General features: G+C 51.9%; 20 protein-coding genes and 5 pseudogenes. 10 read left to right on the top strand and 15 right to left on the bottom strand.

Translation table 11 applies throughout. From position 1 onward, the window contains the following. Positions 1-316: 316 nt before the first annotated feature. The 3 genes from I9018_RS20125 (at position 317) to I9018_RS20115 (ending at position 2,252) form a co-directional block, all read left to right on the top strand. Positions 317-937: a TetR/AcrR family transcriptional regulator gene (locus I9018_RS20125; RefSeq protein ID WP_085600478.1), complete on the top strand. Its 621-nt coding sequence runs from the start codon at positions 317-319 to the stop codon at positions 935-937. After that, on the top strand, positions 931-1,440 hold the full coding sequence (locus I9018_RS20120; protein ID WP_207255083.1) for a hypothetical protein: 510 nt from the start codon (positions 931-933) through the stop codon (positions 1,438-1,440). The genes I9018_RS20125 and I9018_RS20120 overlap by 7 nt, the downstream gene beginning before the upstream one ends. Positions 1,441-1,904: 464 nt before the next feature. Next, the gene (locus I9018_RS20115) at positions 1,905-2,252 is read left to right on the top strand and encodes a histone-like nucleoid-structuring protein, MvaT/MvaU family (protein ID WP_103323771.1); all 348 of its coding nucleotides are present in this window, start codon (positions 1,905-1,907) and stop codon (positions 2,250-2,252) included. A 15-nt stretch (positions 2,253-2,267) separates the two neighbouring features. On the opposite strand, the gene I9018_RS20110 is transcribed toward I9018_RS20115, so the two are convergent. Continuing rightward, a protein-coding gene (locus tag I9018_RS20110) for an IS3 family transposase (RefSeq protein ID WP_103323772.1) occupies positions 2,268-3,418 on the bottom strand; the annotation gives its coding sequence in 2 pieces (ribosomal slippage) (positions 2,268-3,184 and positions 3,184-3,418; 1,152 coding nt in all). A 62-nt stretch (positions 3,419-3,480) separates the two neighbouring features. Here I9018_RS20110 and I9018_RS20105 point away from each other — a divergent pair. From I9018_RS20105 to I9018_RS20095, 3 genes and pseudogenes are all read left to right on the top strand, one after another. Next, a pseudogene (locus I9018_RS20105) lies at positions 3,481-4,527 on the top strand (IS30 family transposase); the annotation flags it as partial. 61 nt (positions 4,528-4,588) lie between these two features. Beyond that, positions 4,589-4,810 (top strand): annotated as a pseudogene (locus I9018_RS20100) (integrase core domain-containing protein); the annotation flags it as partial. 238 nt (positions 4,811-5,048) lie between these two features. Continuing rightward, the gene (locus I9018_RS20095) at positions 5,049-5,891 is read left to right on the top strand and encodes a hypothetical protein (protein ID WP_241107339.1); all 843 of its coding nucleotides are present in this window, start codon (positions 5,049-5,051) and stop codon (positions 5,889-5,891) included. Between the two features lie 42 nt (positions 5,892-5,933). Here I9018_RS20095 and I9018_RS20090 read toward each other — a convergent pair. The 9 genes and pseudogenes from I9018_RS20090 to I9018_RS20050 all read right to left on the bottom strand — a co-directional run. After that, a pseudogene (locus I9018_RS20090) lies at positions 5,934-6,273 on the bottom strand (DUF4113 domain-containing protein); the annotation flags it as partial. Positions 6,274-6,286: 13 nt separating this feature from the next. Next, positions 6,287-6,490 (bottom strand): hypothetical protein, encoded by a 204-nt coding sequence (locus I9018_RS20085; protein WP_241107338.1) that lies wholly within the window; start codon positions 6,488-6,490, stop codon positions 6,287-6,289. A gap of 218 nt (positions 6,491-6,708) precedes the next feature. After that, entirely contained in the window at positions 6,709-7,356 is a 648-nt protein-coding gene (locus tag I9018_RS20080; RefSeq protein WP_241107337.1) for a transporter substrate-binding domain-containing protein, read from the bottom strand. Then, positions 7,349-8,611: an ATP-grasp domain-containing protein gene (locus I9018_RS20075; protein ID WP_241107336.1), complete on the bottom strand. Its 1,263-nt coding sequence runs from the start codon at positions 8,609-8,611 to the stop codon at positions 7,349-7,351. The genes I9018_RS20080 and I9018_RS20075 overlap by 8 nt, the downstream gene beginning before the upstream one ends. Further along, positions 8,604-9,512 carry a hypothetical protein gene (locus I9018_RS20070; RefSeq protein WP_241107335.1) on the bottom strand — a complete coding sequence of 303 codons (909 nt, stop codon included), beginning with the start codon at positions 9,510-9,512 and terminating at the stop codon, positions 8,604-8,606. The genes I9018_RS20075 and I9018_RS20070 overlap by 8 nt, the downstream gene beginning before the upstream one ends. Positions 9,513-9,609: 97 nt before the next feature. After that, entirely contained in the window at positions 9,610-10,215 is a 606-nt protein-coding gene (locus I9018_RS20065; protein ID WP_241107334.1) for a LysE family transporter, read from the bottom strand. Position 10,216: 1 nt separating this feature from the next. Beyond that, complete coding sequence (locus I9018_RS20060; protein ID WP_241107333.1) at positions 10,217-10,387, bottom strand: rubredoxin; 171 nt, start codon at positions 10,385-10,387, stop codon at positions 10,217-10,219. Between the two features lie 51 nt (positions 10,388-10,438). Beyond that, positions 10,439-11,254 carry an iron-containing redox enzyme family protein gene (locus I9018_RS20055; RefSeq protein WP_241107332.1) on the bottom strand — a complete coding sequence of 272 codons (816 nt, stop codon included), beginning with the start codon at positions 11,252-11,254 and terminating at the stop codon, positions 10,439-10,441. Positions 11,255-11,713: 459 nt separating this feature from the next. Then, positions 11,714-12,964, bottom strand: a pseudogene (locus tag I9018_RS20050) (helicase-related protein); the annotation flags it as partial. Here I9018_RS20050 and I9018_RS32745 point away from each other — a divergent pair. Both I9018_RS32745 and I9018_RS20040 read left to right on the top strand, forming a co-directional pair. Next, positions 12,849-13,106, top strand: a complete 258-nt coding sequence (locus tag I9018_RS32745; protein WP_277398114.1) for an IS3 family transposase — start codon at positions 12,849-12,851, stop codon at positions 13,104-13,106. The pseudogene I9018_RS20050 and the gene I9018_RS32745 sit on opposite strands and share 116 nt — an antisense overlap. A gap of 196 nt (positions 13,107-13,302) precedes the next feature. Further along, positions 13,303-15,177, top strand: coding sequence for an ATP-binding protein (locus I9018_RS20040; protein ID WP_241107331.1), 1,875 nt, complete (start codon positions 13,303-13,305; stop codon positions 15,175-15,177). Positions 15,178-15,195: 18 nt separating this feature from the next. On the opposite strand, the gene I9018_RS20035 is transcribed toward I9018_RS20040, so the two are convergent. Next, entirely contained in the window at positions 15,196-15,930 is a 735-nt protein-coding gene (locus I9018_RS20035; RefSeq protein WP_241107330.1) for a cyclase family protein, read from the bottom strand. An 808-nt stretch (positions 15,931-16,738) separates the two neighbouring features. Between I9018_RS20035 and I9018_RS20030 the strand changes: the two genes are divergently transcribed. Continuing rightward, entirely contained in the window at positions 16,739-17,104 is a 366-nt protein-coding gene (locus I9018_RS20030; protein WP_103323776.1) for a histone-like nucleoid-structuring protein, MvaT/MvaU family, read from the top strand. Between the two features lie 41 nt (positions 17,105-17,145). On the opposite strand, the gene I9018_RS20025 is transcribed toward I9018_RS20030, so the two are convergent. The 3 genes from I9018_RS20025 to I9018_RS20015 are packed head-to-tail and all read right to left on the bottom strand — an operon-like array spanning position 17,146 to position 23,124. Continuing rightward, positions 17,146-19,437, bottom strand: coding sequence for a DEAD/DEAH box helicase (locus tag I9018_RS20025; protein ID WP_241107329.1), 2,292 nt, complete (start codon positions 19,435-19,437; stop codon positions 17,146-17,148). After that, positions 19,412-20,707: an ATP-binding protein gene (locus I9018_RS20020; RefSeq protein WP_241107328.1), complete on the bottom strand. Its 1,296-nt coding sequence runs from the start codon at positions 20,705-20,707 to the stop codon at positions 19,412-19,414. The genes I9018_RS20025 and I9018_RS20020 overlap by 26 nt, the downstream gene beginning before the upstream one ends. Then, entirely contained in the window at positions 20,704-23,124 is a 2,421-nt protein-coding gene (locus tag I9018_RS20015; protein WP_241107327.1) for a TerB N-terminal domain-containing protein, read from the bottom strand. Before I9018_RS20015 ends, I9018_RS20020 begins: the two co-directional genes overlap by 4 nt. 433 nt (positions 23,125-23,557) lie before the next feature. Between I9018_RS20015 and I9018_RS20010 the strand changes: the two genes are divergently transcribed. Next, entirely contained in the window at positions 23,558-23,767 is a 210-nt protein-coding gene (locus I9018_RS20010; RefSeq protein WP_241107326.1) for a hypothetical protein, read from the top strand. A gap of 324 nt (positions 23,768-24,091) precedes the next feature. Here I9018_RS20010 and I9018_RS20005 read toward each other — a convergent pair. Further along, positions 24,092-24,481 (bottom strand): annotated as a pseudogene (locus I9018_RS20005) (DDE-type integrase/transposase/recombinase); the annotation flags it as partial. Positions 24,482-24,647: the final 166 nt, after the last annotated feature.

The raw sequence follows: 24,647 nt of genomic DNA, 5'->3' as shown, positions 1-24,647 counted from the left end.
GGAGATGTCTAAGACTCAGGAGCAGTCCAGAGTAATCGTGAGTGTACCCACTGATGTGACTGCCTCTTATCGCGCCTCTAGAACCTCTCTGGGTCACCGAGCAGAATTTGATCCCGCAACGCGCCAAGCCCTACTTCGCGTCCAGACAACCTGGCCTCGACCAAGCCCGAGGAAGCAGCCTTCAAGCGCCAGCTCGACCATTCCAACCACCTGATCACCGTTTCTGGAGCCAAGCTAACCCACCTAGTGGTTGACGGCAGCCACGGTAATGGATGATTATGAGATTATTCAGTCCGGTTATTAGGTTGAGCTAGTCATGGCCCGTACACGCAACGAACAACTGCATGAGCAACGCCGCGAACAGATTCTGTTGGCGGCTACCCGCGTCTTCAAGAAAAAAGGCTTCCATGGTGCACGCACCGAAGACATCTGCCAACAGGCGGACATGAGCGCTGGGGCTGTCTTTCGCTATTTCTCCGACAAGCGAGAAATTATTGACGGTGTTATCGCAAAGGAGTGCGAACGCTACTTTTGTCAGGCTCAGCAATTGTTTAGTAAGGAGGGATTGCATCGTTTAGCTAGCATCAGTGCAGAGAAACTAACGCAAGAGTTGCAGCTAGGGGAGTTTGATCTCAGTTTGGATAGTTGGTTGGAAATAACACGGGGTCATGGCCAAATCAAGCTGATTGATTTAGAACAGCAAATGCGTAAGCAACTGAGTGAGCTTTTAGCCCATGGTCAACTTGAGGGCTGGGTGCGTTCTGACCTTTCTCCGCAAGGATCGGCGAGGCTCTTATTTTCATTATTCAGCGGTCTATGGTTAGAGATGAATTTGGGCTTGAGCATAGATACAGATCAGGCAGCTGCAGCGCTCGGTGATTTTGTACGAACCTATCTCTTTGCTCCAGACTTTCAACGTAGGTTTGGATCATGGTGAATGACACCTTCTTAAAACGCCCTTCAAAGATGGGCTTTTTTTTAACCAATAATGAGACGGATTACTCCGTTTTTTTAAAAAAAGTTTCTAAATATGTTGATTTGTTATTGCTAATCCTCTGTGTTCTGCTGATCAGCACCTTCAGTAATATGCAGATGGCTCGCTCGGAACAAGTCACGAATGGCTTTTCCCTATATGGAAATAAAATCGATAAAAGAATGATCATGGTTTTGGCTACACAGATCGCTGCAGAGTCGTCGAAAAATAGATTATGGACATGGGGGCTTAAGAGGGCAGACTCTCAATCAAGGCCTCTAATACCTGAACCTGCTGTGCAAAAATCTTGTAGATATTGGGTAATGGTTTCATCAATGGTTAACGGTGATCTACCTCTTCCGAGGCTCTTGCGCAGAAGTCCGTTTTTAAAAATAAGGCGCTACCCACACTGTCTGGGAGTTTCTCATGCTGAATCAACGGAGTTAAGGTATACCCTGAATTCTTGAGAATAAGTAATGAAGCGGATTTTTTAAATTTATTAATTATTTTTCATGCTGTTCTCAAAGCTTACAAGGCTTTATGTTAAGTCATGAGAAATAAAGTATGTATTTTGTGTTTGGTTACTCGTTGCTTGCACAATATTTTCTTGCTGCGGGCTCAATATTATCTGGTTGTCCAGTGTCTGTTTTTCTTTAATTACATATTAATTTTTATGCGGAGGTGAATTGACATGTGTCGCGCATGCGCTGACTGGTATGACTATGATTAATTGGTTCGAAACTTTCTCTGTTGGGCTTGATTCTAAGTGGTGATTTCAATGTCAGGTTTTAGTTGGGTAGGCGAGATTTTAATTTCGATCATGTTTTAGTTTTTAGGTAAAAATATATTTACATAAAACGTACCGAACGCTTTCAGGAGTCCCTATGGTGTGCTTAAATAGGTTTGTCAACCTACTTGCGGGAGATATAGCATGTCTCGCCTTGCCGAATATCGTAAACTTGAACAGCAATTGGCTGCCCAACTGGCCGAACTCGAATCCATGAAAAGTGACTCTGGTTTAAAAATGGAAATGGAGTTCGAAAGCAAGCTGCGCGCTTTGCTCAGCGAGTACGGTTTTAGCCTGAGGGATGTAATCAACCTGCTAGATCCGCACTCTGCCCGTCGTATCGCTCTTAATGAGCCGAAAGCTGCAGTCCGTAAACCGCGTCAAGTGAAGGTCTATAAGAATCCTCACAATGGTGAAGTGGTGGAAACCAAAGGTGGTACTCACCGAACTCTGAAGGAGTGGAAGAGTGAATATGGCTCCGACACTGTATGAATCGCCCCAGATTCTCTAGACACCTTGCAAACTAATTGCGTAACGCTTTTCAAACTCTACCGGTGACAGCTGATTGTTGAAACCATGACGGCGTTTTGCGTTGTAGAACATCTCGATGTAGTCGAACACATCGCTACGAGCATCTTCCCGCGTGGTGTAGATTTTTCGCTTGATCCGTTCCCGTTTCAGAAGCTGGAAAAAGCTCTCGGCCACGGCGTTGTCATGACAGTTGCCTCGGCGACTCATGCTGGCAACCAAATTGTTTGCCTTCAAAAAGCTACGCCAATCGGAGCTGCTGTACTGGCTGCCTTGGTCGGAATGAACCATCACCTCTTGCTTCGGTTTACGCCTCCAAACCGCCATCAACAACGCATCAATAGCCAAATCACTGGTCATCTGCGACTTCATTGACCAGCCAACGACCTGCCGAGAAAACAGATCCAGTACCACCGCCAAATACAACCAGCCTTCATACGTACGAATGTACGTGATGTCGGTTACCCAAACCTTGTTGGGTTCCACAACATCGAACTGGCGCTTCAGCAAATTGGGTGAGGCGACCGCTGGCTTACCGCCGTACTTCCCTGGGCGGCGTCGATAACCTGTCTGAGAACGCAGACCTTCAAGACGCATCAGCCTCGCCACACGATGACGACCACAATCCTCACCGACCTCGCGCAGATCGTCGTGGATTTTGCGATAGCCATAAACGCCGCCACTCTCCAGCCAGGAATGCTTGATCAAACCCAGCAGTCGCTGGTCGTCTTTGGCTCGTACAGATTGCGGCTCAGACAGCCAGGCGTAATAACCGCTGGGATGGACTTTCAGCGGCAGGCAAAGCCGTCGAATCGAATAGTCGCCCGCGCGCTGCTTGATAAAGGCGTACTTCAGCCGCACTCCTTGGCAAAGTACGCGGCGGCCTTTTTTAAGATGTCTCGCTCTTCAGTGACGCGCTTGAGTTCCGCTCGCAGACGACGTAGCTCAGCGTGCTGATCATCATCCTGCTGCCGTTCTTCTTGAGGTTTGCTGTAGCGCTTTATCCAGGCATAGAGGCTATGCGTCGACACACCAAGACGGGCCGCTACGTCAGCGACGGGAAGCTTCTTTTCGGTCACTTGATTGACCGCTTGGATTTTGAATTCTTCGGGATAACGCGGGTTGCTCATGGCACCTCCTGATTGGCCTCATTTTAAGGCATGGAGGTGTCTACGAAACCCGGGGCGATTCACGTAATGCTGCAACTCGTTGCGGTCGGCTTGAGTATCGAGCTTCAGTCGCACAATGGAAGGCAGAACTGGTTGCCAAAAGACCGAAGCCCGCGAAACTTTTGGCTAACCTGCGCCTGTGTCACTACGTGCAAGACCGTCTGGAGGGTAAAGTTCACGGCGCTAATGGTCGCGAGATTATTGGGCCTCGACAAGCTCCCTTCAAAGGCCGAAATAAACCACATCGCAGTGATCGTAAATGGGTCAATGGCTGGTCGCCCGAACAGATTACCAACCGGCTAAAGATCGATTTTCCGGACGATGAATCCATGCGCATCTCTCACGAAGCCATATATCAGGCTCTCTATATTCAGGGGCGAGGAGCTCTTAAACGCGAGCTAGTGAGCTGCCTGCGCACAGGACGAGCGTTGCGTGTGCCGAGGGCTAGGGCGCAGGCTAAAACGTGGGCGCACGTCAGCGAGGATGTCATGATTTCCAGTCGCCCTGCTGAGGTGGAAGACCGGGCTGTCCCAGGGCATTGGGAGGGAGACCTGATCTTTGGTCTGAATCGATCTGCGATTGGAACGCTGGTTGAGCGCTCAACTCGATTCACCATGCTCGTTCACCTGCCTCGCGAGGAAGGTTATGGGTTAACTCCTCGCACGAAAAATGGCCCGGCGCTGGCCGGCTACGGGGCTGTCACTATGGCCAACGCCCTGAAGAAAACGGTGACTGACCTGCCCATCGAGTTGTGGCGATCTTTGACTTGGGATCGTGGAAAGGAACTATCGGATCACGCTCGATTTACCATCGAATCCGGAGTGAAGGTCTTCTTTGCTGACCCGCATAGTCCCTGGCAGCGCGGCACGAACGAGAATACGAATGGTCTTCTGCGCCAATACTTCCCGAAAGGTACTGACCTGTCTCGCTGGAATGCCCAAGAGATCCAAGCCGTAGCCCATGCGTTGAACACAAGGCCTCGAAAAACACTAGGCTGGAAAACACCTGCCGAAGCACTAAACAAGTATCTAAAATCAATTCAACAATCCAGTGTTGCGACGACCGGTTGAATCCGCCCAATACTGCGCGTACGACTACCAGGCCTTACTTCGGCGACATCGAATCGTGCCCAGCCATTCACGTCCCGGGAACTGCTGGGACAACGCCGCGATGGAGAGCTTCTTCCGTTCGCTGAAGGCTGAGCGGGTGTACCTGCGCTATGCCTGCCACCACGAGGCGAAAACCGACCTGTTCGACTACATCCGCTTTTACAATCACCGTCGCCACCACTCGACGCTGGGCTATCTCAGCCCGATGGAGTTTGAGCGGCGCTATGCGAGCAGTAACTCTTAACTACCTGTCCACCAGTTCCGGGACAGACCAAACACCCTCGCTGACCAACTGATTTAATGCATTAGAAAATAATTAGCTCATGGCCTTTCATTTTTTTTGCAGTCGTTGCATTGTGCTGTGATGCTCTCATGCGGTAACAGCAGTCTGCAGTGTCGTAGTTGGTACCTACTAGAATGGTGCTAGGTGGAGTTTTTCAGAGCTGTTGCAGTAGCTAATTAAATTATCTAAAGGGATGAAAATGATTAATAGAATTATTGGGACTGCTGTTGGTATTTCAACGTATCAGCAGCAGTTTGCTGCGCTTATTCATCGATTTAAGTTTAATGATGGCTCTGAATTTTTGGCTAGCTGGGGGTTTGAAGCATCCTCTCAGTTTGTAGCGATACTGAGTGAATATGCATCAACTTTGGTAATTCCAGATGTAGAGACTGAGGCGGATAGAAGGTTTCAAGCTAATGAAGGTATATTGTCAAAGGGGGAGTTGGAGGCGCCTGGTTTGAAGTCTGTTGTAAGTCATATGACTAGTTTTAAGGCTGACGATGGACTGGTCTTGAATTTGGTTATGAAAAAAACAGGAGAGGTGAAGATCGTTCTTGTTGGAAAGGAGGAACTGACAAGCTTATCTGGGTGGACTCTGAATGCGCTTCAGCGAGTTGGGGCATTGAATAAAGTACTTGCTCGCGCTGAGGATTTGCTTAATCAGATGCCGTTAGCTGTTTATACTTGTACTTATGATGCTGATGGGGTGATAAGTTATACGGATCGCCGTGAGTATGATATAGATCGCTATTATAGCTTGCCTCATCTTTACTCAGTGTGCATTGTAGATAATCAGGATAAGCGAAAAGTTGTCGCTGGGTTTTTCTATAAGTCTAGCCTGATGCAGGATAATCCACGATTTCAGTCCGAGGTTTTTGCGGTAGCATCTGCTATCCCCGAATTTCCAGCGTTTGATAATGAGCGTTATTCAATGATAACTGCACGAGCCAATGTGCCTGATGGAAGCCCGGTCTCTAAAGAGGAGATGCAGGGCCATTTGAATAACCAGTACTTGATGCACTCATCTGCTGGCTCTGCATGAGCTGAAACCTGTATCAGGCGGTAGAGCGTTGGACATGGACGATTAATGGCAATGAACTGTCCAGAGTTGGTTCAGCCGTGTTGTATAGCTGCGGCTCATCATCTCACGACGCATTCCCCATGAAGGAGACGTAGGCACGCTTGCGGAGCGAAGCGTGCCTCTGCCCCAACGATCGTTAATCTAGTCCAGAATCTTCATTACCCGAGTTGCGTCAGCCGGCTGCGACACCGCAAAAAGGTCGTCCGTGTACTCGCCTGGCTGGCATAGGTCGAGCATGTACTTGAAGCCTGGCCTGAATATTTGGCCCCGGGGCATCCACCTCTTCCCGTGTCAGCAAACGCACGTCGTCGGTGGGGTAGGGCAGATGCACCACATCAATACCTCTGACAGTTGGCTCAGGTCACCATGGAGCGCGATATTTTAAAGGTGCTCGCCATCTTCTCGAAACCCACGAGGTGAAGTTCTGCGTCATCGAGGTGTTGGCCGGTCTCGGTCTTGGTCCAGCCGGGGACGTACAGTGAGGTGGTGGCATTCAGTCGGCGCAGGTACTCGACCTTCAAACTGATCGCTTCCGATTTGCATTCAACTTGACCAGGCATTTACATCGGACCTGACCACTACACCGCGTGGCCATGACCGACAGAGAGCTGCTCATACAATACTGAAGCCTCTGGACTACTGCGCTGGGTGCAAATGCTCAATCAGATCGGAGCATTGGAGTTCGCATAGCAACCTGCGGCCTGACATAGCTGGTTCACATAATTCTGGCGTTCACTAGTCGATTACTCGTGTCCCCGGTCCACTCTCTACAACGCACCTAATCCTGCAGATGGCTGGTCAGGTGTGCCCGCAGGGCAGTGTTAATCCAGTCTCTCAGTTCCGGGAAAGGCCTGCCGACCGCTACTGCAGAACCATTACCGAATATTTCCGGGCAGATTATCGGCTCTCCTAGAATTCGGATTTTCTCCCGTTTGCCTTGACCATGAAGCCAATGTTGGGCCGCATTTAACTCAGATACAACTACGTCGACTGTTGCACTTTCGAGCGCATTAAGCAGCTCGACTGAGTTATTGAAAAGGCGGATATTCGCTTCTGGGAAGAATGCCCGCGCGTAGCGCTCATGGTTGGATCCCGCGAGCACTGCCAAGGAGCAGCGCCCCAGTTCGATACTTTCCAGATCGACACCTTCCCATCCCATCAGCGTCTCTGGGGAGTCGAAATAGGCGTCGCTGAAAAGGAACTCTTGCTGCCGCTCTTCCGTTGCCGAGAGGCTTGAGAAGATTGCAGCAACTTTACCAAGCCGCAACTGATTAAACATGTCACCCCAAGAAACTGAGACGATCTCGAATTCCAGCCTGGTCTCATAAAGCAATGAGGTGATGAACTCGTACTCAGTCCCACGCCACACACCGGCTGACAGTTCCGTGTAGGGGGGATTGTCGGGGTCGCAACCAATCCTAAACATCTACTTCCTCCACAGCTTCCTCGTACATCTGCACTTCCAATTCCCTGAGGCGAACGTAGTCTGCTTGGAACACTTCGGCCGACTCATGGGACAGGTAGACGATTCCCGGGCAGGTCTCCATGTCGATTGTCCGTTTGATGGAGGTTCCAGACATTGGCAGTCCCTGGTCCGCTGCATAACTCGGTAGAGCCCTGATCGCTGACGGGAACCTAGAGTCCGATACTCGAAGGTTTCGTGGGGACACAAGCATCGCCGCCAATACCGGCTTCCGAACCTGGTAAGGCGTACTTGAATAGCTGGTAAAGCCATTCGGGTCCGCGTAGCACAGCGCAGTGAGCGTCACATGGCTATGATTGAGGGCTGAAAGAACCACGGAGTCGCAGATGGATCCCTGCATGCGGGCCCCCACCTCTATGAGCACGGGACCGCGTCCTTCGACAAGCATGATCTCTAAGTGGGCAGGACCGTTCTGAATCTCGAGAGCGTCAAGAACGGAGCCGGCATAACGACCGAGAACAGTGGATTCTGTAGATGCGGACTCGAGCAGCTCCTCGTAGTATCCAACTGCGCACGCCCCGGGTACGTCAAGACGAACGTCCTTCCACACCTCGGAGACGTAGTGGCTCCCCTGAAGGCTGACTGTGTTGACTATGTACTGCTCGCCAACCAACCTTTCCTGCACGATAAGCAGCGTATTGACTGTCCCCATTGCATTTTCCCTACCGAGTAGGGAGGCGAAGGCCGCGCGGAGCTCATTTGGCGAATGGCAAAAGGTGACTCCATCAGATCCCGCGCTGTCGAGGGGCTTCACTACGCAGGGCCATGCACAGTGCCGATCACACCATGTGATCGCCTCTGCAGCCAAAGCCGTTCGCAACGACCGAATATGCTCAACGCCGGCGTCCTTTAGGGCTGCCTGCATGAGGAACTTATCTCGTCGGGCGCTGGACATAGGCGTTCCATTCGAAGGCAGCTTGAGGACCTCCGATAGCGCGTCGGCGAGAGGGACGCCCGACTCGCAGCCGGCTATTACAAACGACGGCGAGAGCTTCCCGATGTCCTCAGCCAGCTTGGCCACATCTCCCCTGTACACGAAGTTTCCGGCGAAGTCCTCCGGCACGAAGGACGGCGCGTCAAAAATCAGGATAGGGTCCCTGGACTGGACGTGGAAACATTCGACTCCGTAGGCCGAGAACTCCCTAGCGAGTTTGTTTCCGGTTGAGTACGCATCAACGATGACTCCAAGTCTACGCATGGCGGGCACCAAAGAAGGAGTGATAGATCTGGACTAGCGACAAGCCGATGACCAGTACGACGCCCACAATGGCTGGAGTAGATGGGGTAAGGGCGGAATGCGTGAACTGAAATGCGAGGACAAAGGCCGGTGCTGTGGCGAGCACAATTTCGAAAAGTACCGGCTCAATGTACTTAAGACTTCTCTGCAGGAGGAGCGTTGCAGGAATGACACCGAGAAACGCGAGAGAGGCTCCGCTCATAAGTTCTTCAGTTGACACTGAGAAAGCTCCCCTCACAAGCGCGCCCGTGAACGCCAAGCCAGTCAGCAAATAGAACCTCCGCGCGAGCAGTTCGGAGCCTGAGACCCTACGGTCATAACAGGCCTTCATAGATACGGTCATGAACGCATCCGAGAACGCCGCTGCCACGGCTAAGAAGATTCCCCAAAGAACTAGGCCATTCGCTCCTTTCCCTGCATCTGAGGCGATTGTCGCCCAAGATAAGAATGCAGTGATTGCGAGTGCAGCCAAGCATATAGCGATGTCGCGAAGGGAAGCCGGCGAACTCGGGCGCAGTCGGCGGTTTACGAGGTAAGTGAATATTGGGCAGAGGGAGGTTGCAATAGCCGCGGCGAGGGCTGGGGGGATGAGCCAGATTGAAAGGAACAACGCCCCCCAGCTTCCGGCGGTCCAGAGGTTAAGCGAGATGACCGTCCTCCATCGCAGCCGGGATTCACCTCCACTTATCCTGAAACACACCTCGAAAGTCGCGATGACAATCAAGAAAGCGATGAAAGTCAGGAAAAATACGTCTAGCTTCCGGAATGCAACGGCGCGGTATACATCCTGCCAGCCGGTGAGCATGTTATGCGCGAACAGTAGGCAAAGCCCGACGACCAAGGAGCGGTGTTCAACGAGCATAGGCCCCTCTCTTGATGTCGATAGTAGGGTGCATGGAGGTTAAGTTTTGAAATTTAAAAAGCTGTATTTTTTGGTATAGAAAATATTAAGGGGAATACTATTTCCATAAAAAAACAGCCTCGGCGAAGCCGAACATCGTGATACCCAAGCCACTGAAAATCCCAAGAATTCTGATATGGCTATTGTTGGCGATTAATGTTTTTAATATGGTACCGCCCAATGCATACAAACATTGAATCAATAAGCTACCTGCAAACAAACTAAGGCACGAGATCACAAGGGGAACTGTTGTTCGCTCGTCAATTTGAGTTGCAAATGCTGAAATGGCCAGAATAGTTAATGGATTCGAAATTGTTAACATAAGTGTGGCTGTAAAACCAATATTTTTTGATGAGCCGCCACCATCAGTCTTGGCCTTGAACTCGCCATATATTATGTATAGTCCGAATAGAATTAAAATTAGCGCCGAAGCTGCGCTCAGGAACTTTTGATGGCTGGATAAAAATCCTACTATTAAGCTTGCACCTGCAAACGCGAAGGCGCTAAATAAAAGATCGCCAAACGCAGCCCCTAACGCACTTTTTATTGCAACGGCTCTGCCATGCTGAATACCGTTTCGAATGATTATTAATGCTATCGGTCCTACGGCAATGGAAAGTGTAATACCAAAGAGAAAGGCTTTGAGGGCACTTGCGGGCAGCACGTCAGAGCGTCCGTTCTGAGAAGTTTTTCTTCTTTGCTCGGCAGTGGGGGCATTTAAAGTCTTCAGGCAGGTCTTCCCACTGTGTCCCTGGAACTATCCCTTCTGTCTCCTCGCCTTGTTCTTCCGAATAAACATAATGGCAGAAATTGCACTCATATTCTTTGCTAACCATGATTACTCTCCATGTAAAAGGGCGCGGGCGAGGCCTGCGCCCTTGGCGCAATTACTGAATACTGTGACTCAGCTTACGATTCAAGGCGGCGAACATGCGTTCGAAGCCATCCATGAAGGCCATGGCTCCGCGCAATGCCTGTTTGCCAATGCGCTCGTCACGATTCAGGAACGACACCAAAACGTCCCGCCCAGTGGAGACATGCATAGGTTCAACCTCGCAGTGTACGGCGAAGAAGGCCAGAACCGGGTCGTCCTCGTCTTTAAGCCCATATTCATTGGCGTACTTCTGGAAGCCAGCCAAGAAATATTGGAACTCACGGGATGACGTCATCTCGGATGCGAGATGGAATCCCAGCGCCTCACCGAGTTGATCAGAACGATAGAGACGATGCGTTGCATCGCCCATGGCGACCCCTTCAGGCAAGACGAAAACTGGATTGTGCAGGTCTTGATGACTCAGCCCAAGATGTTCAGTCAGTTCCCGGAACATTTGGTGATGAGTAGGTAGCATGTGTCGCTGATGTTGGTGCAGTCCGAACTCGTCAACAGATGCGTAGAGCACGTATGCAGCTTTTGCAGTTGCGTTCCAGGTGTCTTCGGCCAGTAACTCGTCAGTAATACGAGCAGCCAGAGCAATGATGCCAGAGGGAACGTCTTTGAAAAATGCCCAAACTGTCCCAAAGAAAGTTGCCAAGCCCTCATGATCAAGCGGTCGGCTGGCCAGAATCTCGCCAAAACGATCAAGCTCTTTGATGGCATTATGGCGAACCACCGCCGACGCGATTTCAGTGTAAATAATATCGCTTTGACCATGGTCTCGTGCTACTTCGTTTTCACGAAGAGTGAACGCCTGTTGAATCTCCAAGGATACTACCTCAACATATATATTGAAATTGAGGCCAATCTTGAATGACGTGGGCGCGTCTTGAGGTACCTTCTCCCTGGTCATCCAGATACTTCTGGCTCGGCTCCATGCTGCGAGATGTTTTTATACCTCCATTCAATGTCTGTCAACATAATATCGAAGGTCAGCGAGTAACTATCTAGTTCGGAATACAGAGCCGCCTGTTAGCAGGAATTTATCAATAGTCAAGAAAGCAAGCGCAATTTTATGATCCTGCTATTAAATCAGCGTAACCAGTTCAACTTCGGCGTGAGAGTTCATGTCTGTGACGATCATTAGAACGGTCCATAAGCGGTGCCGGTACTGCTTGTAGTGAAACTCGTTCTCATTGTCGTGGTACTGCTCCTGAAAAGAGAGAGTAATTAGAATTTAAAATTTAAATTTTCGAATGGGTAAAAAGCCACCCGAAGGTGGCTTAACTTATGCAGTAATTAGTTGTCTGGCCAGGGCCATTTCAACCGAGTCTCCATCTTGATTTAAAGAGTCCAATCCTGATTCCGGCACATCCCCTGACGTGCTTTGAGCTACTGCGATCTTCTTGGCCATAAGCTGTAGGCAGGTAATCTGCGAGCTGCCGGCATAGCCCAAAAAAATCACACGCACTGGATGTTTCTGCCCGATGCGCCAGGACCGCCGTGCTGCTTGCTGCAGGGTGTAGACGTTGTATCCCGTTTGCAGAAACACGATGGTTGGAAAGTCAAGCAGGTCCAGCCCAGTCTTGACCAGCTCCGGGTTGGTGATCAGCACATCGATGCCACGGTCGACCTGATCGAGGATCCAGTCTTCACGGTGCGAGGTGTCAACGCTGGCCCGCAGTACCGCCACCTTGAGACCGGCCTGCTCGAGGACCTTCTTCAGCCTGGACGTTGTGTCGCGTGTCCCGCTGTAGACTGTGTAGGCGAGGACCTTGCGGCCTTTCGTTTTTTCCTCGATGCAAAGGCTTAACAAAGCCTGCTCCTTGGGCATCAGTTGCTCGTCGTTGAAAATCGCCGGCACGAAGGCCAGGGTATCGCGAGTGCGTGGGTGCTTGACCATTTCCGATCGGAAGCAGCAGTCTGGCCAGGCCAGCAGTACATTGAGGACAACGCCCAGAAGAAGGGTAGTGTCTCGCCGTGCAAGGGCTTGTCTAAGCTCTGCTGTCAGCTTGGAGGCCAGGCTCTGGTAGGCGGATGCCTGACCAGGTGCCATTGGTGCATCGATAAACTCCTCGTTGTAGGTGGGTAGGATGTTCCCGCCGATGTCTCTCAACTTGAGGAGCACGGTGAAGGGCAGTACGAAGCGGTGGATGCCTTTCGGGCCGAAGCCCGGGGCTTTCACTGTTCGAACTGAGAGCTTCTTGCCTTTTGCTGTCTTGTGCGAATCTCCATCGCGCTCGGTATAGATGTCTTTCAGGACCCCGTGATCGCGCATGAACGCCATAGCTGCGGGCGCCATGCTGCCCCGGGCGTTAGGCCGATAGCCGTCCTCGATCATTCGGCGGGTCAGAATACGGAACAGAAGGTAGAACAGGTCGTCGGCGTAGCCGCCCATGAGCGTCCCGGTCAACAGCACGGTTTTGCGTGCTTTTGCCGCGAGAACACCCATAGCTTGGCCCTGGGCCGATCCGCTGTACTTGTACTCATGCCCCTCATCGATAACCAGTAGGTCGAAGAACCCATCCGGTAGGTACCTGACGCGCTATGCCAGCTACCACGAGGCGAAAACCGACCTGTTCGACTACATCCGCTTTTACAATCACTGTCGCCGCCACTCGACGCTGGGCTATCTCAGCCCGATGGAGTTTGAGCGGCGCTATGCGAGCAGTAACTCTTAACTACCTGTCCACCAGTTCCGGGACAGACCAATCTGACCTTCCCTCAAGTTGATCCAGTCAGGCACGTCTCTCAGGGCAGAAAATTAAGGAGCTTCAGAGGAACCATATACTCGGTCAGGTGAGTTATAACTCATCGAGGCTTGAAAATATTCAAAAGCAAACTATGATCTAGATGACGGTATGGAGGCTGTCATGAATGTTCAAAATCAGACGGAAGACATGGGCTTTTCTCTTAGTTTATATAGTAGGTGTTAGTGGCTATATTTACTACCTCTATGCTGAGACTAAAGGAATTCTAACGGCTAATCTTAATGACAAGTTGCGGCATGCCGCATTGGGGGGAGCGGCCATCCTCGGCGACCGCTACCATGATAACTTGGTAGACAGGCATTCCAAATCGGAGGCTGAAGACTGGAACACTATTCAGCGGCTTTCTCAGTTCAACGAGTCAATGGGTACTACCTTTGTCTACAGTGTAATAAAACGGTCAGGGAAAGCCTATCTGGTCAGCTCAAGCGCATTGGAAAAGGAAATTCAAGAGCAGAACTTTGTACGCTTTTTTGATCCCTATCCTGATGCTAGTCAGGCTCTGCTCGATAGTTTTGGTCGTACGGAACCGACCTGGATTGATTACACGGATCATTGGGGGGATTTTCGTGCGGTCTTCATTCCAATGAAGTCTCAAGACGGCACGATTTATGTAGCTGGAGCGGAGATATTGTTGGCCAACTACTACCAGCAACTTAAAAAGGATTCCTTGCACCATATCATACTTGCCATTCTGGTATTTCTCGCCTTTAGTCTTTTGTTTGTGGTTGACTTATTTCGTATGCGGACTCATCTCCAGCAATTGCAAGTAAATGAACAGGTTTTGAATCATGCAAAAAATGCCGCCGAGGATGCTGATCGCTCAAAAACTAGATTTTTAGCCACTATGAGTCATGAGATTCGCACGCCTATGTACGGAGTTATTGGTGCGACGGAGTTACTAGCCGCTTCTTCTTTAAGTGTCGAGCAAAGTGGTCTGGTGAACACGATTCATACTAGTGGGCGAGTCTTGCTGTCTCTTATCGATAATATTCTCGATCTGGCAAAAATCGAAGCGGGAAAGCTTGAGTTGAGGCCTAGCGTATTTGAAGTAAGAAAGTTGGTGTCCTCCAGCCTTGAAATGATTAGGCAAAATGTTCAGGGCAAGCCAATCATCATTGAGGCGCAGGTATCACCGAATGTGCCAACTTTGGTAAAAATCGATATCGACTGCCTTCGTCAGATATTGATCAATTTGATGGGGAATGCAGTAAAATTTACCGAAAGTGGAACAGTTTCACTCCAGGTCAAGACCAGCAGTTCTCCCTCTCGATCTCAACTGGACTTCTCCATATCTGATACCGGAATAGGTATCCCTAGGGAGAGGCAAGACAACCTATTTATGCCCTTCGCTCAATTCAAAGGATCGACGAGTCAACGCTTTACCGGTAGCGGTCTCGGCCTTTCAATTTGCAAGAATTTAGTCGACGTGCAAGGAGGGACTTTATCCTTTACTAGTGAACCTGGGGTTGGATCAACATTTTCCTTCTCTCTCCCCATAGAGCCTTTTTCAGCTTCGGAAATCCCCTCCGAAAATGATCATAAGCTAGTGGTGAGCTTCGACTCGTCTTTTTCTAGAAATTATTGTCTCAATATCTTATTGGTGGAAAATCACCCGATTAACCAAAAAGTTGCTTTGGAAATGCTGCAGGCGCTTGGGTATGCACCTACGCTTGCGTCAGATGGTCTGGAGGCAGTCAATCAGTGTATGACATGGACTCCAGACATTATATTCATGGATATAAATATGCCTGTTATGGATGGGCTAGAAGCCATCCGCAGAATTCGTAACCTACCATTGGGCGATACTTGCTATATTGTTGCGTTTACTGCAAGCGCGTTTTCTAGCGAAATAAAGCGCTTTAAGGCCGCCGGCGCCAATGATATTTTAACCAAACCGGCAAATTTCCAGAGTCTGACCCAAGTACTTCAGCATGCAGCCAACTACCAGCAATTGCGGGCCAGTACTTCGGTAGTGGGTTGAGCTTCAGGTTGAAAGCCCTTAGGGCAAAAACGCCATTACGGAGACAGGAGAACCTGACCCCTCTTTAAGTTTAAGAACACCAATGACCAGAGTTGAGCCCTTTGTAGGTAGCTGATCGAGATTAGTTAAGCACTCTAGGACGATACCATTTCCCGCCAAAATTTGGCGGTTAGTGGCATAAACCGTATCTTGGCCAGGATCGACACCATGCGTATCTATGCCGACACCGGCTATCTTGCGCTCTTCGAGTAGAAACTTGGTCGTGGCAGCGCCCACACCCGGAAAGTGTGGGCCTTTCGCGTCTTCATTGATAAAACGCTTGGGATCATTCCACAGGGCTTGCCATCCCGTATAAAATAAAACCAATGAATTTTGGGGAATACGGCCATTGGCCTGTTCCCATTTCTCAATATCTTGAAGGTCAATCACATAGTCCGGGTTATCTCTAGCCTTGGCTCGTATATCAATTACGACGGCTGGGCGTACCAAAGACTCTGGTTTATAGGAGTCTATTCCAATGGCATTAGGATAAAAACTATTGGGAGCATTCATGTGAGTCGCACTGTGCTCGCCAATACTGAAGCGGCGCAGGTAATAGCCGTCTTTTTCTTGTAAGGCTATTACGTCAAACTCCACTGGAGGGTCGTTAGGCCAGAGCGGGATCGTGGAACTAATAATATGGCTTAGATCAATTACTTTTTGAAACTTAATGCTCTGCATTCCGTTGGTATCCTTATTATTTTCAAAATTCATTCCGATAGCTATCGCTGAAAAAGTGGTCAGTATAGCAGTGGATATCCCTTTGAAATATACCTTGTGCTTCCTTGATGTCACCATTGTAATTGACTTCCCTTTAACTTAAGAGGTGACTCGTATTTTTACGACTGGTTGCAACGTTAGAGAGGATCTTTGAAGGGGTCGATCATAGCGGATAGAACGCCTGGCCTGCAGCTTTGGTTCTCGGCGATTCATTAAAACTGTGGCTACGATCGCATTATCCGGTTATTACAACTGATGTGAGATTTGCTTCGTGGGCTGACAGGTCAGGAACGATGCGAGTGGCGGCCCTCGGTTGATGTAGAGCGGTAAGAACTCGGACAGTACTGAATTGACTCAGTCCATCGGCTTTTAGGCTTTTGTGGTTTCGACACCTTTAGCCACTTGGGGATGCAGTGTCCCAGCTTGGTCGATTGGGATCTGGGAATGCAAGAACGCCAGGTGTTGGAGCTCGTCGGTTGCCTGTCTCAACATCCACGGGCTGAAAAAACCTGCTTGGCCCCACGCCAGGTGTAGATTTGGAAATAAGCAAAGTGGAGCGTATCGACGAGAGGAGATGCCGCTGATTTCGGCCAACTGGCCAGGCTTATTGTGTTAGACGATGTGCTGCAAGTGATACTAGTTTTTTATCGTTGGAGGCGGTCGAGAAAACGGCAAAACTGAATTATCCCGAATTATGGCTCAGCCATAATTTTTGGCTTTTTCGTTTAGGCTCTGTTGTGGTAAGCAATACCAATGAGCAATTTGCAATATACTGTTAGCTACCTACCAATCGAGATTTGTTATGTCCAAGCTCACCGAATTCCGCCAGCTCGAAAGACACCTTGCTGAGCAACTCCAAGCATTGGAAGCTCTGAAAAGCGATGCTGGCCTCAAGAAAGAAATCGAATTTGAAACCAAGCTACGCGCTTTGCTCGCCGAGTACAGCTACAGCTTACCGAGCGTGATCAGCCTGCTTGACCCACAAGCCGGTCGCCGTGCTCCTGCCACCGAGTCGAAAGCCGGCATTCGCAAGCCACGCCAAGTGAAATGCTACAAGAATCCGCATACAGGCGAAGTCGTCGAAACCAAAGGTGGTAACCACAAGACGCTGAAGGAATGGAAGGCGCAGTATGGCTCTGAAACTGTGGATTCCTGGCTGACCAAGTGAATTTGGTTTGATTAAAAATGGGCCCTTCGAGGGGCTTTTGGTTAACCAGGATGGGGGACAGATTCTAGGAGAGGAGGCCACGGATATTTCGCCCTCGCTTCCTCACTTAGAAGTCGCGCTGTGATGACTGCAGCTTGGAGATCAAGATGGCTTGAGGCAAACGACTTCATTAGGAGCGAGCGGGGAAGGGCCCAATCCCATTTTTCTCGGATCATGTTTTCAACGTTTTCCAGGATGGGCTCCACATCCGAAACGTCCATTTGACCGACCACGCGCAACGCTCGCAACGTGTCCTCCACACTGAATGCAACTTGCAGGAAGAGCCCTGTGTTTTCACAATGAATACCCACATGCCGTAGCAGTAATGCCAGCGCATCGTTGGTGTAGTCCCCTCGCCAGGTCGCCACGTAGCTGACACTGGCGGAGCCAACAATTGACGTGCTACCCAAGCCGAGGGCACGGAAGTTACTCCGAGCATCCTCCAGAAGGGCTTGAGCGTGCTTGTCCAGGAAGGGACAGGGGGTGGTTTCCATCAACACGTTTCGCATTTCAAGCCTGACGCGATCATCCACCTGCGCACCGAGCCCATCAAACTGAGGGGGCTCGCCGCCCCGCGCCGGCGTGACCACGATAACCTTCGCTTCAAGGTCAACATCCTGAACCTGCCAGCGTCTGCCGCCGAAAATGATGCGTTGCCCCTTAGTCAGGGGTTTGCTGACGGGCAGCGAGCCAAGTGGTTTGCCATCCCGGAGCAAACGAAACTCTTCATCGCTCGTGAAGGCGGTGTAGAACTCATAGTGGTTGATCAACCGCTCCCCGAGTTCGCCTGGCAGCAGAAGTCCTGAGCTGTCCTGGACGATCAACTCCTTCTCACCCATACCTTTGAGCAAAGACAGGAAATCAGGCTTGGTGACGCTCGCAAAACCGCCACTTGCTATAAGATTTCCCCATAATTGCGCCGCCGATGCACCGCCGAGCTGAGCAATAGACGACAAGCACTGTTGCACCAGTGTCGAGGCGTGCAAGCCTCCCGACCGAGGTGGCTCAAACCATCCACTGATCAGCAAGCGGATCATGGCGACCGTTTGGACAAGGCCTTCACGCAACTGATCGGAGAGGTCAGACTGATCCGTTAAGGGGTGCTCTCGGCAGTACACCCTGAGCATGGCAGGCTCACCGGGTCGACGACCTGAGCGGCCAAGCCGTTGTCTAAGACTCGCCACGGAGGGCGGACAGCCGATCTGCGCGACCGTCCTGATGTTACCGATGTCGATACCCAGCTCCAGGGTGGTAGTGCATACGGCAGAAGCTGGAGGATCTCCCGCTTTCAGCGCCCGTTCTGCATCCTGCCGCAGTTCCTTGGATAAGCTGCCATGGTGCGGCCAGAACTCGTTTGGCACTCCATCGTTCTCGCACAGTGAGCGCAGACGGTCGGCAAACCATTCAACCTCTTGGCGTCTGTTGGGGAAAATCAGGTTGTTATACCCCCTCAGTACTTTGTACAGGTGACCTGCGATAGCCACTTTGGTACCTGAGGTGTCTTCCTTTTCGGTTTCTTCATCTGTTGACGCACTTCCCTGGTGTTCCGCCACTAGCTGCTGCATGGGCTGTTCAATGTACCCACGTACTTGTACCTGGAGTTCCTGGCCAGAGGATTTCGATTCGATGACGGTAATGTCATCGGGGCGAAGTGGCCTCAGGAACTTTTGGGCCAGTGACATCTCCCCAAGAGTCGCGGAAAGCCCTACACGAGGCAAGGCTCTGCCGACGACGATTTCAACCCGTTCCATGAGCGATTGCAGTTGCTTCCCGCGCTCACTACCAATGAAAGCATGAAGCTCATCTACGACGATGTAGCGCAGGTTCTGAAAAGCTCCAGGTAAACTCGAGCCTCTGTTTACGAAGAGGGCTTCGAGGGACTCCGGCGTGATTAGCAAGATACCCTCAGGCGATTTCAGAAACCGTTGTTTCTTGCTTGCTGCCACGTCACCATGCCAAGCAACGACGGGTAGCTCGAGCCTTTCACATAGCCGGCTAAGCCTGTCCCATTGGTCGTTGATCAGTGCCTTGAGCGGGCTGATATACAGCACCGCGCCAGCATGTTCACTGTCGTTGAGCAAGTTGGTCAAGATGGGTAGGAATGCGGCCTCTGTTTTACCTGCGGCGGTTGACGCTGCAATAATCACATCGCGATCAGCGCCCACCAAGGCCGGTACCGCCCACTCCTGGGCATCACGTAATGACGTCCACCCCTGTGACCAGACCCATTGTTGAACTTCGGGGTGTAGACGTTCGAACGAAGAAGAGTCAGAGCTTGAAGCTGGCGAGCTCATCGTCGGCCTCGACTTCAAGATCTTGTTGCCCACCCTCATCCCTGAACAGCTCCACGGCTCCCAGCAACGTTCGCCAGTCCGCTGTCGGGTTTTGCTCGATTACTGCGAGCAGGTTGATGAAGGCTGTAATGGTCGTGCGTGGTGTCCGGAAGTACGCCTCGCCCAAGCGTTGGTTGCAGTGCGCCATGAAGGCAGGAATGGCTTCATCCGGCAGCAAGAACTTCTCAGGTTCGCCGAAGGCATAGACATTGCGAAGCTTCTGCAGCAGTACGTAGAAGTCTTCTGGGGTCAGGCTGCTGAGCCGAATGACAGGCCCAGAAAGGTCGACCAGGCCAGATTTCGCGAAGGTATTTTCCGCTAGACGTGATTGCAGGGCTGGGTAGCTGTAGAGCCCTCGACGAGTATCCATTAGAAACTCCGGTGTGCCGCCCAGCACAAAGCCCAGGCCTTCAGCGGAGCCCTGCAAAGAATCGTTGAGGATGCGCAGAATCTGTTCGTAATTGGCATTGCGGGCCTGGGTGTTTGCCAACTTGTACAGGTTGACCAATTCATCCAGACAGACCATCAAGCCGCCGAAGCCAGCCAGGCGAACGAACCGTGACAGCAATTTCAACTGATCGTAGACGGAAGCATCGTCCACGATTGTACGCACACCCAGTGCAGCGCGGGCATCGGTTTTGGTGGAAAACTCTCCGCGCAGCCAACGGATGGCGTCAGCCTTGAGCTGCTCATTGCCTTCCTCGAAGCCGCGACAGTAGGCGGCAATGACGTCGGCAAAGTCATAGCCGTTGACCATCTCGGTGAGCTCCGCCAGGTACTCACGAATGACCACCTCGCTCTCGACACCATTGGCCTTGGCTTCCGATTTAGCTTGGGAGATGAATTTCTCGACGATACCCTGGAGCGCGCCGCCATCGGGCTTGGTGCGCGTGGCCATGTTTTTTGCCAGCTCGGAATAAAGGGAGCGCGCTTGGCCACCCGAAGCATGAAGACGGCGGTCAGGATTCAAGTCAGCGTGCATCGTGACGAGCTTGCGCTCCATAGCGATGCCGCGAACCAGGTTGAGGAAGAAGGTTTTGCCCGCGCCGTACTCACCAACAACGACACGGAATGCCGAGCCGCCATCCGCGAGACGATCCACATCTTTGAGCAGTGAGTCGAGTTCACCCGCCCGACCTACCTGGATCAGATGCTGCCCAACACGGGGCACAACACCTGCACGCAGCGATTGAATGACCGCGTCGCGATCCTTGGCTCGTATCTTACTCATAGGGCTAATTCATCCAGAATATCGGGGTTGATTTCGATGGGATCATCGCCTTCGGTCACGGGCATATCGAATAGCTCGAACGCTGTGTCGTTGATCCGCTCCAAGGCGCCATCCAACATCAGTTCCATATCATTGGCTGCGTCTTCCAGCTCGGCACGGCTCCACTCAGGTCGTGAAACTAGAAGTCGAAGGAACGCAGAATGCTCAACGTCCAAGCCATGTACGGTAGCAAGCTGTTCGGCGGTACTGTTTTCCTGCCGTTGGGGTGACTCGGGCTCAAGTGCGCTAGGTGCTTCAGTGGACGCTTCCTCACTGAAGACGCTGGCCAGTAGCGCCGACACTTCTGCCGTTTCTTGTTGCAGGCGAGCAACTTTGGTCATGTCGAGCGCAAAGCCTGAACCAGCGCTTTCTGATGCCGGAATTTCCGTGCCCGGCGCGGCAGTTACGATTGTTGCCTCCACTACATGAGAGGGGCGAACGGCTGCACTATGGAGGTCGCTGTAGACAAACTGCGGATCGAGAGCGAGCGATTTGTACACGCGCTCAAGCAGCTTCACTTCCTGTGGTGTCACTTCACCATCCGCATGTGCCAGGTGGGCCAGAAAGCTAGCAATTTTTCGTTTGGCTTCGATGGTCAACGGCTCAAGTTTCTTCTTGAGGCTTGCTAGTGTGGGCGGTTGCTTCAGCTGGATTTGGAGGTGCGCTTTCAAGCGTTTACGATGCGCAACGCAAAGGTGATCCCACGAGTCAATGTGGCTTGATAGCAGACTTATCTCCTCAAGTGAGGTGTCACCGTCTGCCGCAGCGACTGCACTGGCCAGGTCTAAAGTCACTGCTGCAGCGCTGTAGGCATCGGTAGCGCGAAGCGTGCCTTCGTCAGAGTCCGCGGCGAACAGCGCGATGGTATCTTCTGCCTTGGGCGTACGGCTGCCGGAAAGGATATCGGGCTCCAATCCGATCCGCTTGCTTTCCAAAGCCCGGGCGAGCGCGATCACTTTGTCGCGGGAAAGCGCGCCGGCGGATTTGAATCGACCTGCCAACTCCCCGAAGCTCATGCAGATGGTTTCGCCACCGACGCGTTGCTCCAACTGATCGAGTTCCGTTTTAGCATCAGCAGGCCAGAGTTCGGTTGGCAACTGCAGGATGGCTTCCAGGCTATTCCCTGCGTCTGGGTTGCGCCCCAGATACCGGCTATAACCGTCGAGTACGGTGGTGCATTCTTCGACAATTACCTGCAGCTTATTACGGGTTCCTGAGGTTGCCGCAACATCGGGGAGGTCGCCTACGGCCACTGCCGGAATGCTCAATCCGGCAGAGGCAGGGCGATAGGCAATCTTGAGCTTGGTCTTGTTCTGAGGGAGCGCAATGCCGTTGGGATAGCGTTTCGCGAATTCGTTTTTGAACAGCGCTGCGAATTGCTCAGGACACCGGGTCACCGGTGTACGCCTGGAAATGTTGGGCTCTGCGAGCGCCCAGGCCAATGCCCAGCCCGGGTTCAGCGGATACTTGTCCACGGCCATCTGGCCCAGTGCAACGCGCAGTGACATAGGCAGCTCATAACCATCTGCGGCGCTGGCGGCGGGCTCACTCATGTAGCTTTGAGGTTGAACAGAACCAGCGTCGATATGGCCGAGCAAGCGGGTGGCGTAGCTACGGAAAGAGTTGTTGTCGCCGTAGAGTTCAAGCAAACGCTTGACCTCGGCTTTGATGGCCAGGATCTCCGCCTTGGCCTGAGGATCGGTCGGTGCATCGATCAACGCGCGGCGTTCAAGCCCATAGAAAAACAGGAACACGTATCCCGCATCAGCAGGCTGGCAACGACCTCCTGCCAACCATTGCAGATACGCTCGCCGTGCCTCAGGCGTGATGCTCCGGTAGTTTGGCCAATAGGGCATCTGCCGTTCGGTTAGACTCACAGGTGAGCGCGCGACTCGAAGCGTGGCATCGATCAAGGACGGCTCAGATTGACCGAACTGTGTCGCTCGCTCGGTGATGTAGAGCATTCCGCCAGGGATGGCCAGGCCGGCTACGTTAATGGATTCACCTTCCGCAAGCCATCGAACCCCCATGGGCTTTGCACTTGGCTTTGGGATGGCGTAGCTCTGGCTGTCGCCGGGGGAACCTATTTGGATGGTGTGGAAGTCACGCTCGCGGGTGCTTGCATTGAACTGAACGGTTACAGTGGGGGATGTTGCTTGTCGAGATGAGGCTGCAATCTCGGCGGCAATATCATCTCCAGGAGCGTAGGGCTTTGTCTGGGTAGCGCGTCTGACGGCCCATACTAGGACGCCTATGCCCAAGATAATTCCAAGGGCAATCCATGCCTGTTTAGGAACTTGTGCCAAGAGGGCAACGACGAATAACAAGGCGTATAGAGCGATCGGCCCGCCGCCGCTCCCTTTGCGCTTCCGTGGCATGTAAGTGTTCCGTACAGTTGGTAATGGCTAAATGGCATTCTTACGGATTTTTCGAGAGCGGCCAAGCTAGACAGACGAAGGGAGTACTCGGAAAAATTTACTGAACCGGATCGCCAGTAGAATCGAGCTACGAGATTAGGATAGCTCTGCTTTGCATGAACAGGGTTATCGAGTTTTGGTTTTGAACGCAAAGCGAACGTCTTTTTAGCCGATGTCTCCAGCTGCTTTGGTGCTTTCGGCAGCCAGCTATTTTTGTTCGCCCAGAGCTTGATGTTCTCTGCCGACTCTTGGTGGTTATGCAGTAGGGACATGTGGCCTCGAAGGTTTCAGTCCGCTAAGCCTTGAGTTTGGCTCTGCTCCCTCTGCAGACTGAAATCAGAGCGACAGTCCGGTACCGGAGCCGGATGCTGACCATTAGAGGCGGTAAGAGATCATGATGCGAGAAGCCAGGCCCCACCCACGATTCCCATTCATAGAGGTGGGCATTTTTGTTGAACTATTGGCCGTCAGCTTCGGCCTAGATTGTTCGCCCAGTGAAAACTCCTCCTGGTGTTACACCATTGACGGTGACGGCGACTATCCCATTGTGCTGGACGAGGAGGGTGCAATTCGTTCAGCAGAGGAAACCTTGTTTGCCGCCTGACCTGAGGTGGCGCGCAAGTACACAGCCTTGGCCATCAGGCAGCAGGATTTTCAGCTTGCAATGGCACTGGCGGAGCGTCAGGGATACTGGCAAGCGGTGGCCCACCAGAGGGAGATGGTGACGCGGATCGTGCGAGACGCCCGGTGCATCCTGCAGCCCCTGACATTGTAGGCTACTTGGCCTGTTTTATGCCGTCAGCAAAGAAGGAGTTGGTGAGGAAACCATACCAATATGAGAAGGTCTCTCCGAACACTGGGGTGCCGTTTACATAGGCCTCACCACCGACCACGTACCTTGATACACGTATCGTCAAATGTGTAGTGGTCAACTAATCCCGGACACTGCGTTAGGTTTTCCCTCGGCCACTGCGGGCGCCAACCCGCTGTTGAATTGATGTGGCCGTTGCCAGTTGTACCTCTGCATCAAAAAACGACCGATATCCTGCTGTGCCAGCGATGCACTCATGTAGCCCTCGGTCGGTATCCATTCCGTTTTCAGGCTGCGAAACAACTGTTCCATCGGTGCGTTGTCGTAGCAGTTTCCACGCAGACTCATGCTTTGCGTGAAGCGATAACACCATAGACGCTGGCGAAAGCTCCGGCTGCCGTATTGGCTTCCTTGGTCGCTGTGAAACAGCACATTCTGGGGGCAGTCACGCCGTTCATACGCCATGTCCAAAGCCTTGATCACCAGGTCGGCATCAGGCTTCATGGTGTTCCAGTCCTGGTGTCCGCAATGGGGGGCGATTAAATTAGATCACTACAGTCGATCTCGAGCTGCACGCTTGTCGACGATGTCCATGGTATGAATTGATGGTGTGAGTGTCAGTACATGCTAATTCGCAGTTGTGCACACGCCATCGAACAGCAGCACTCGCTCG

The organism is Pseudomonas sp. MPFS, from assembly GCF_022537035.1.
In the GTDB taxonomy this organism is placed as follows: Bacteria; Pseudomonadota; Gammaproteobacteria; order Pseudomonadales; family Pseudomonadaceae; genus Aquipseudomonas; species Aquipseudomonas sessilinigenes.
This window is presented reverse-complemented; position numbering and strand designations above follow the sequence as displayed.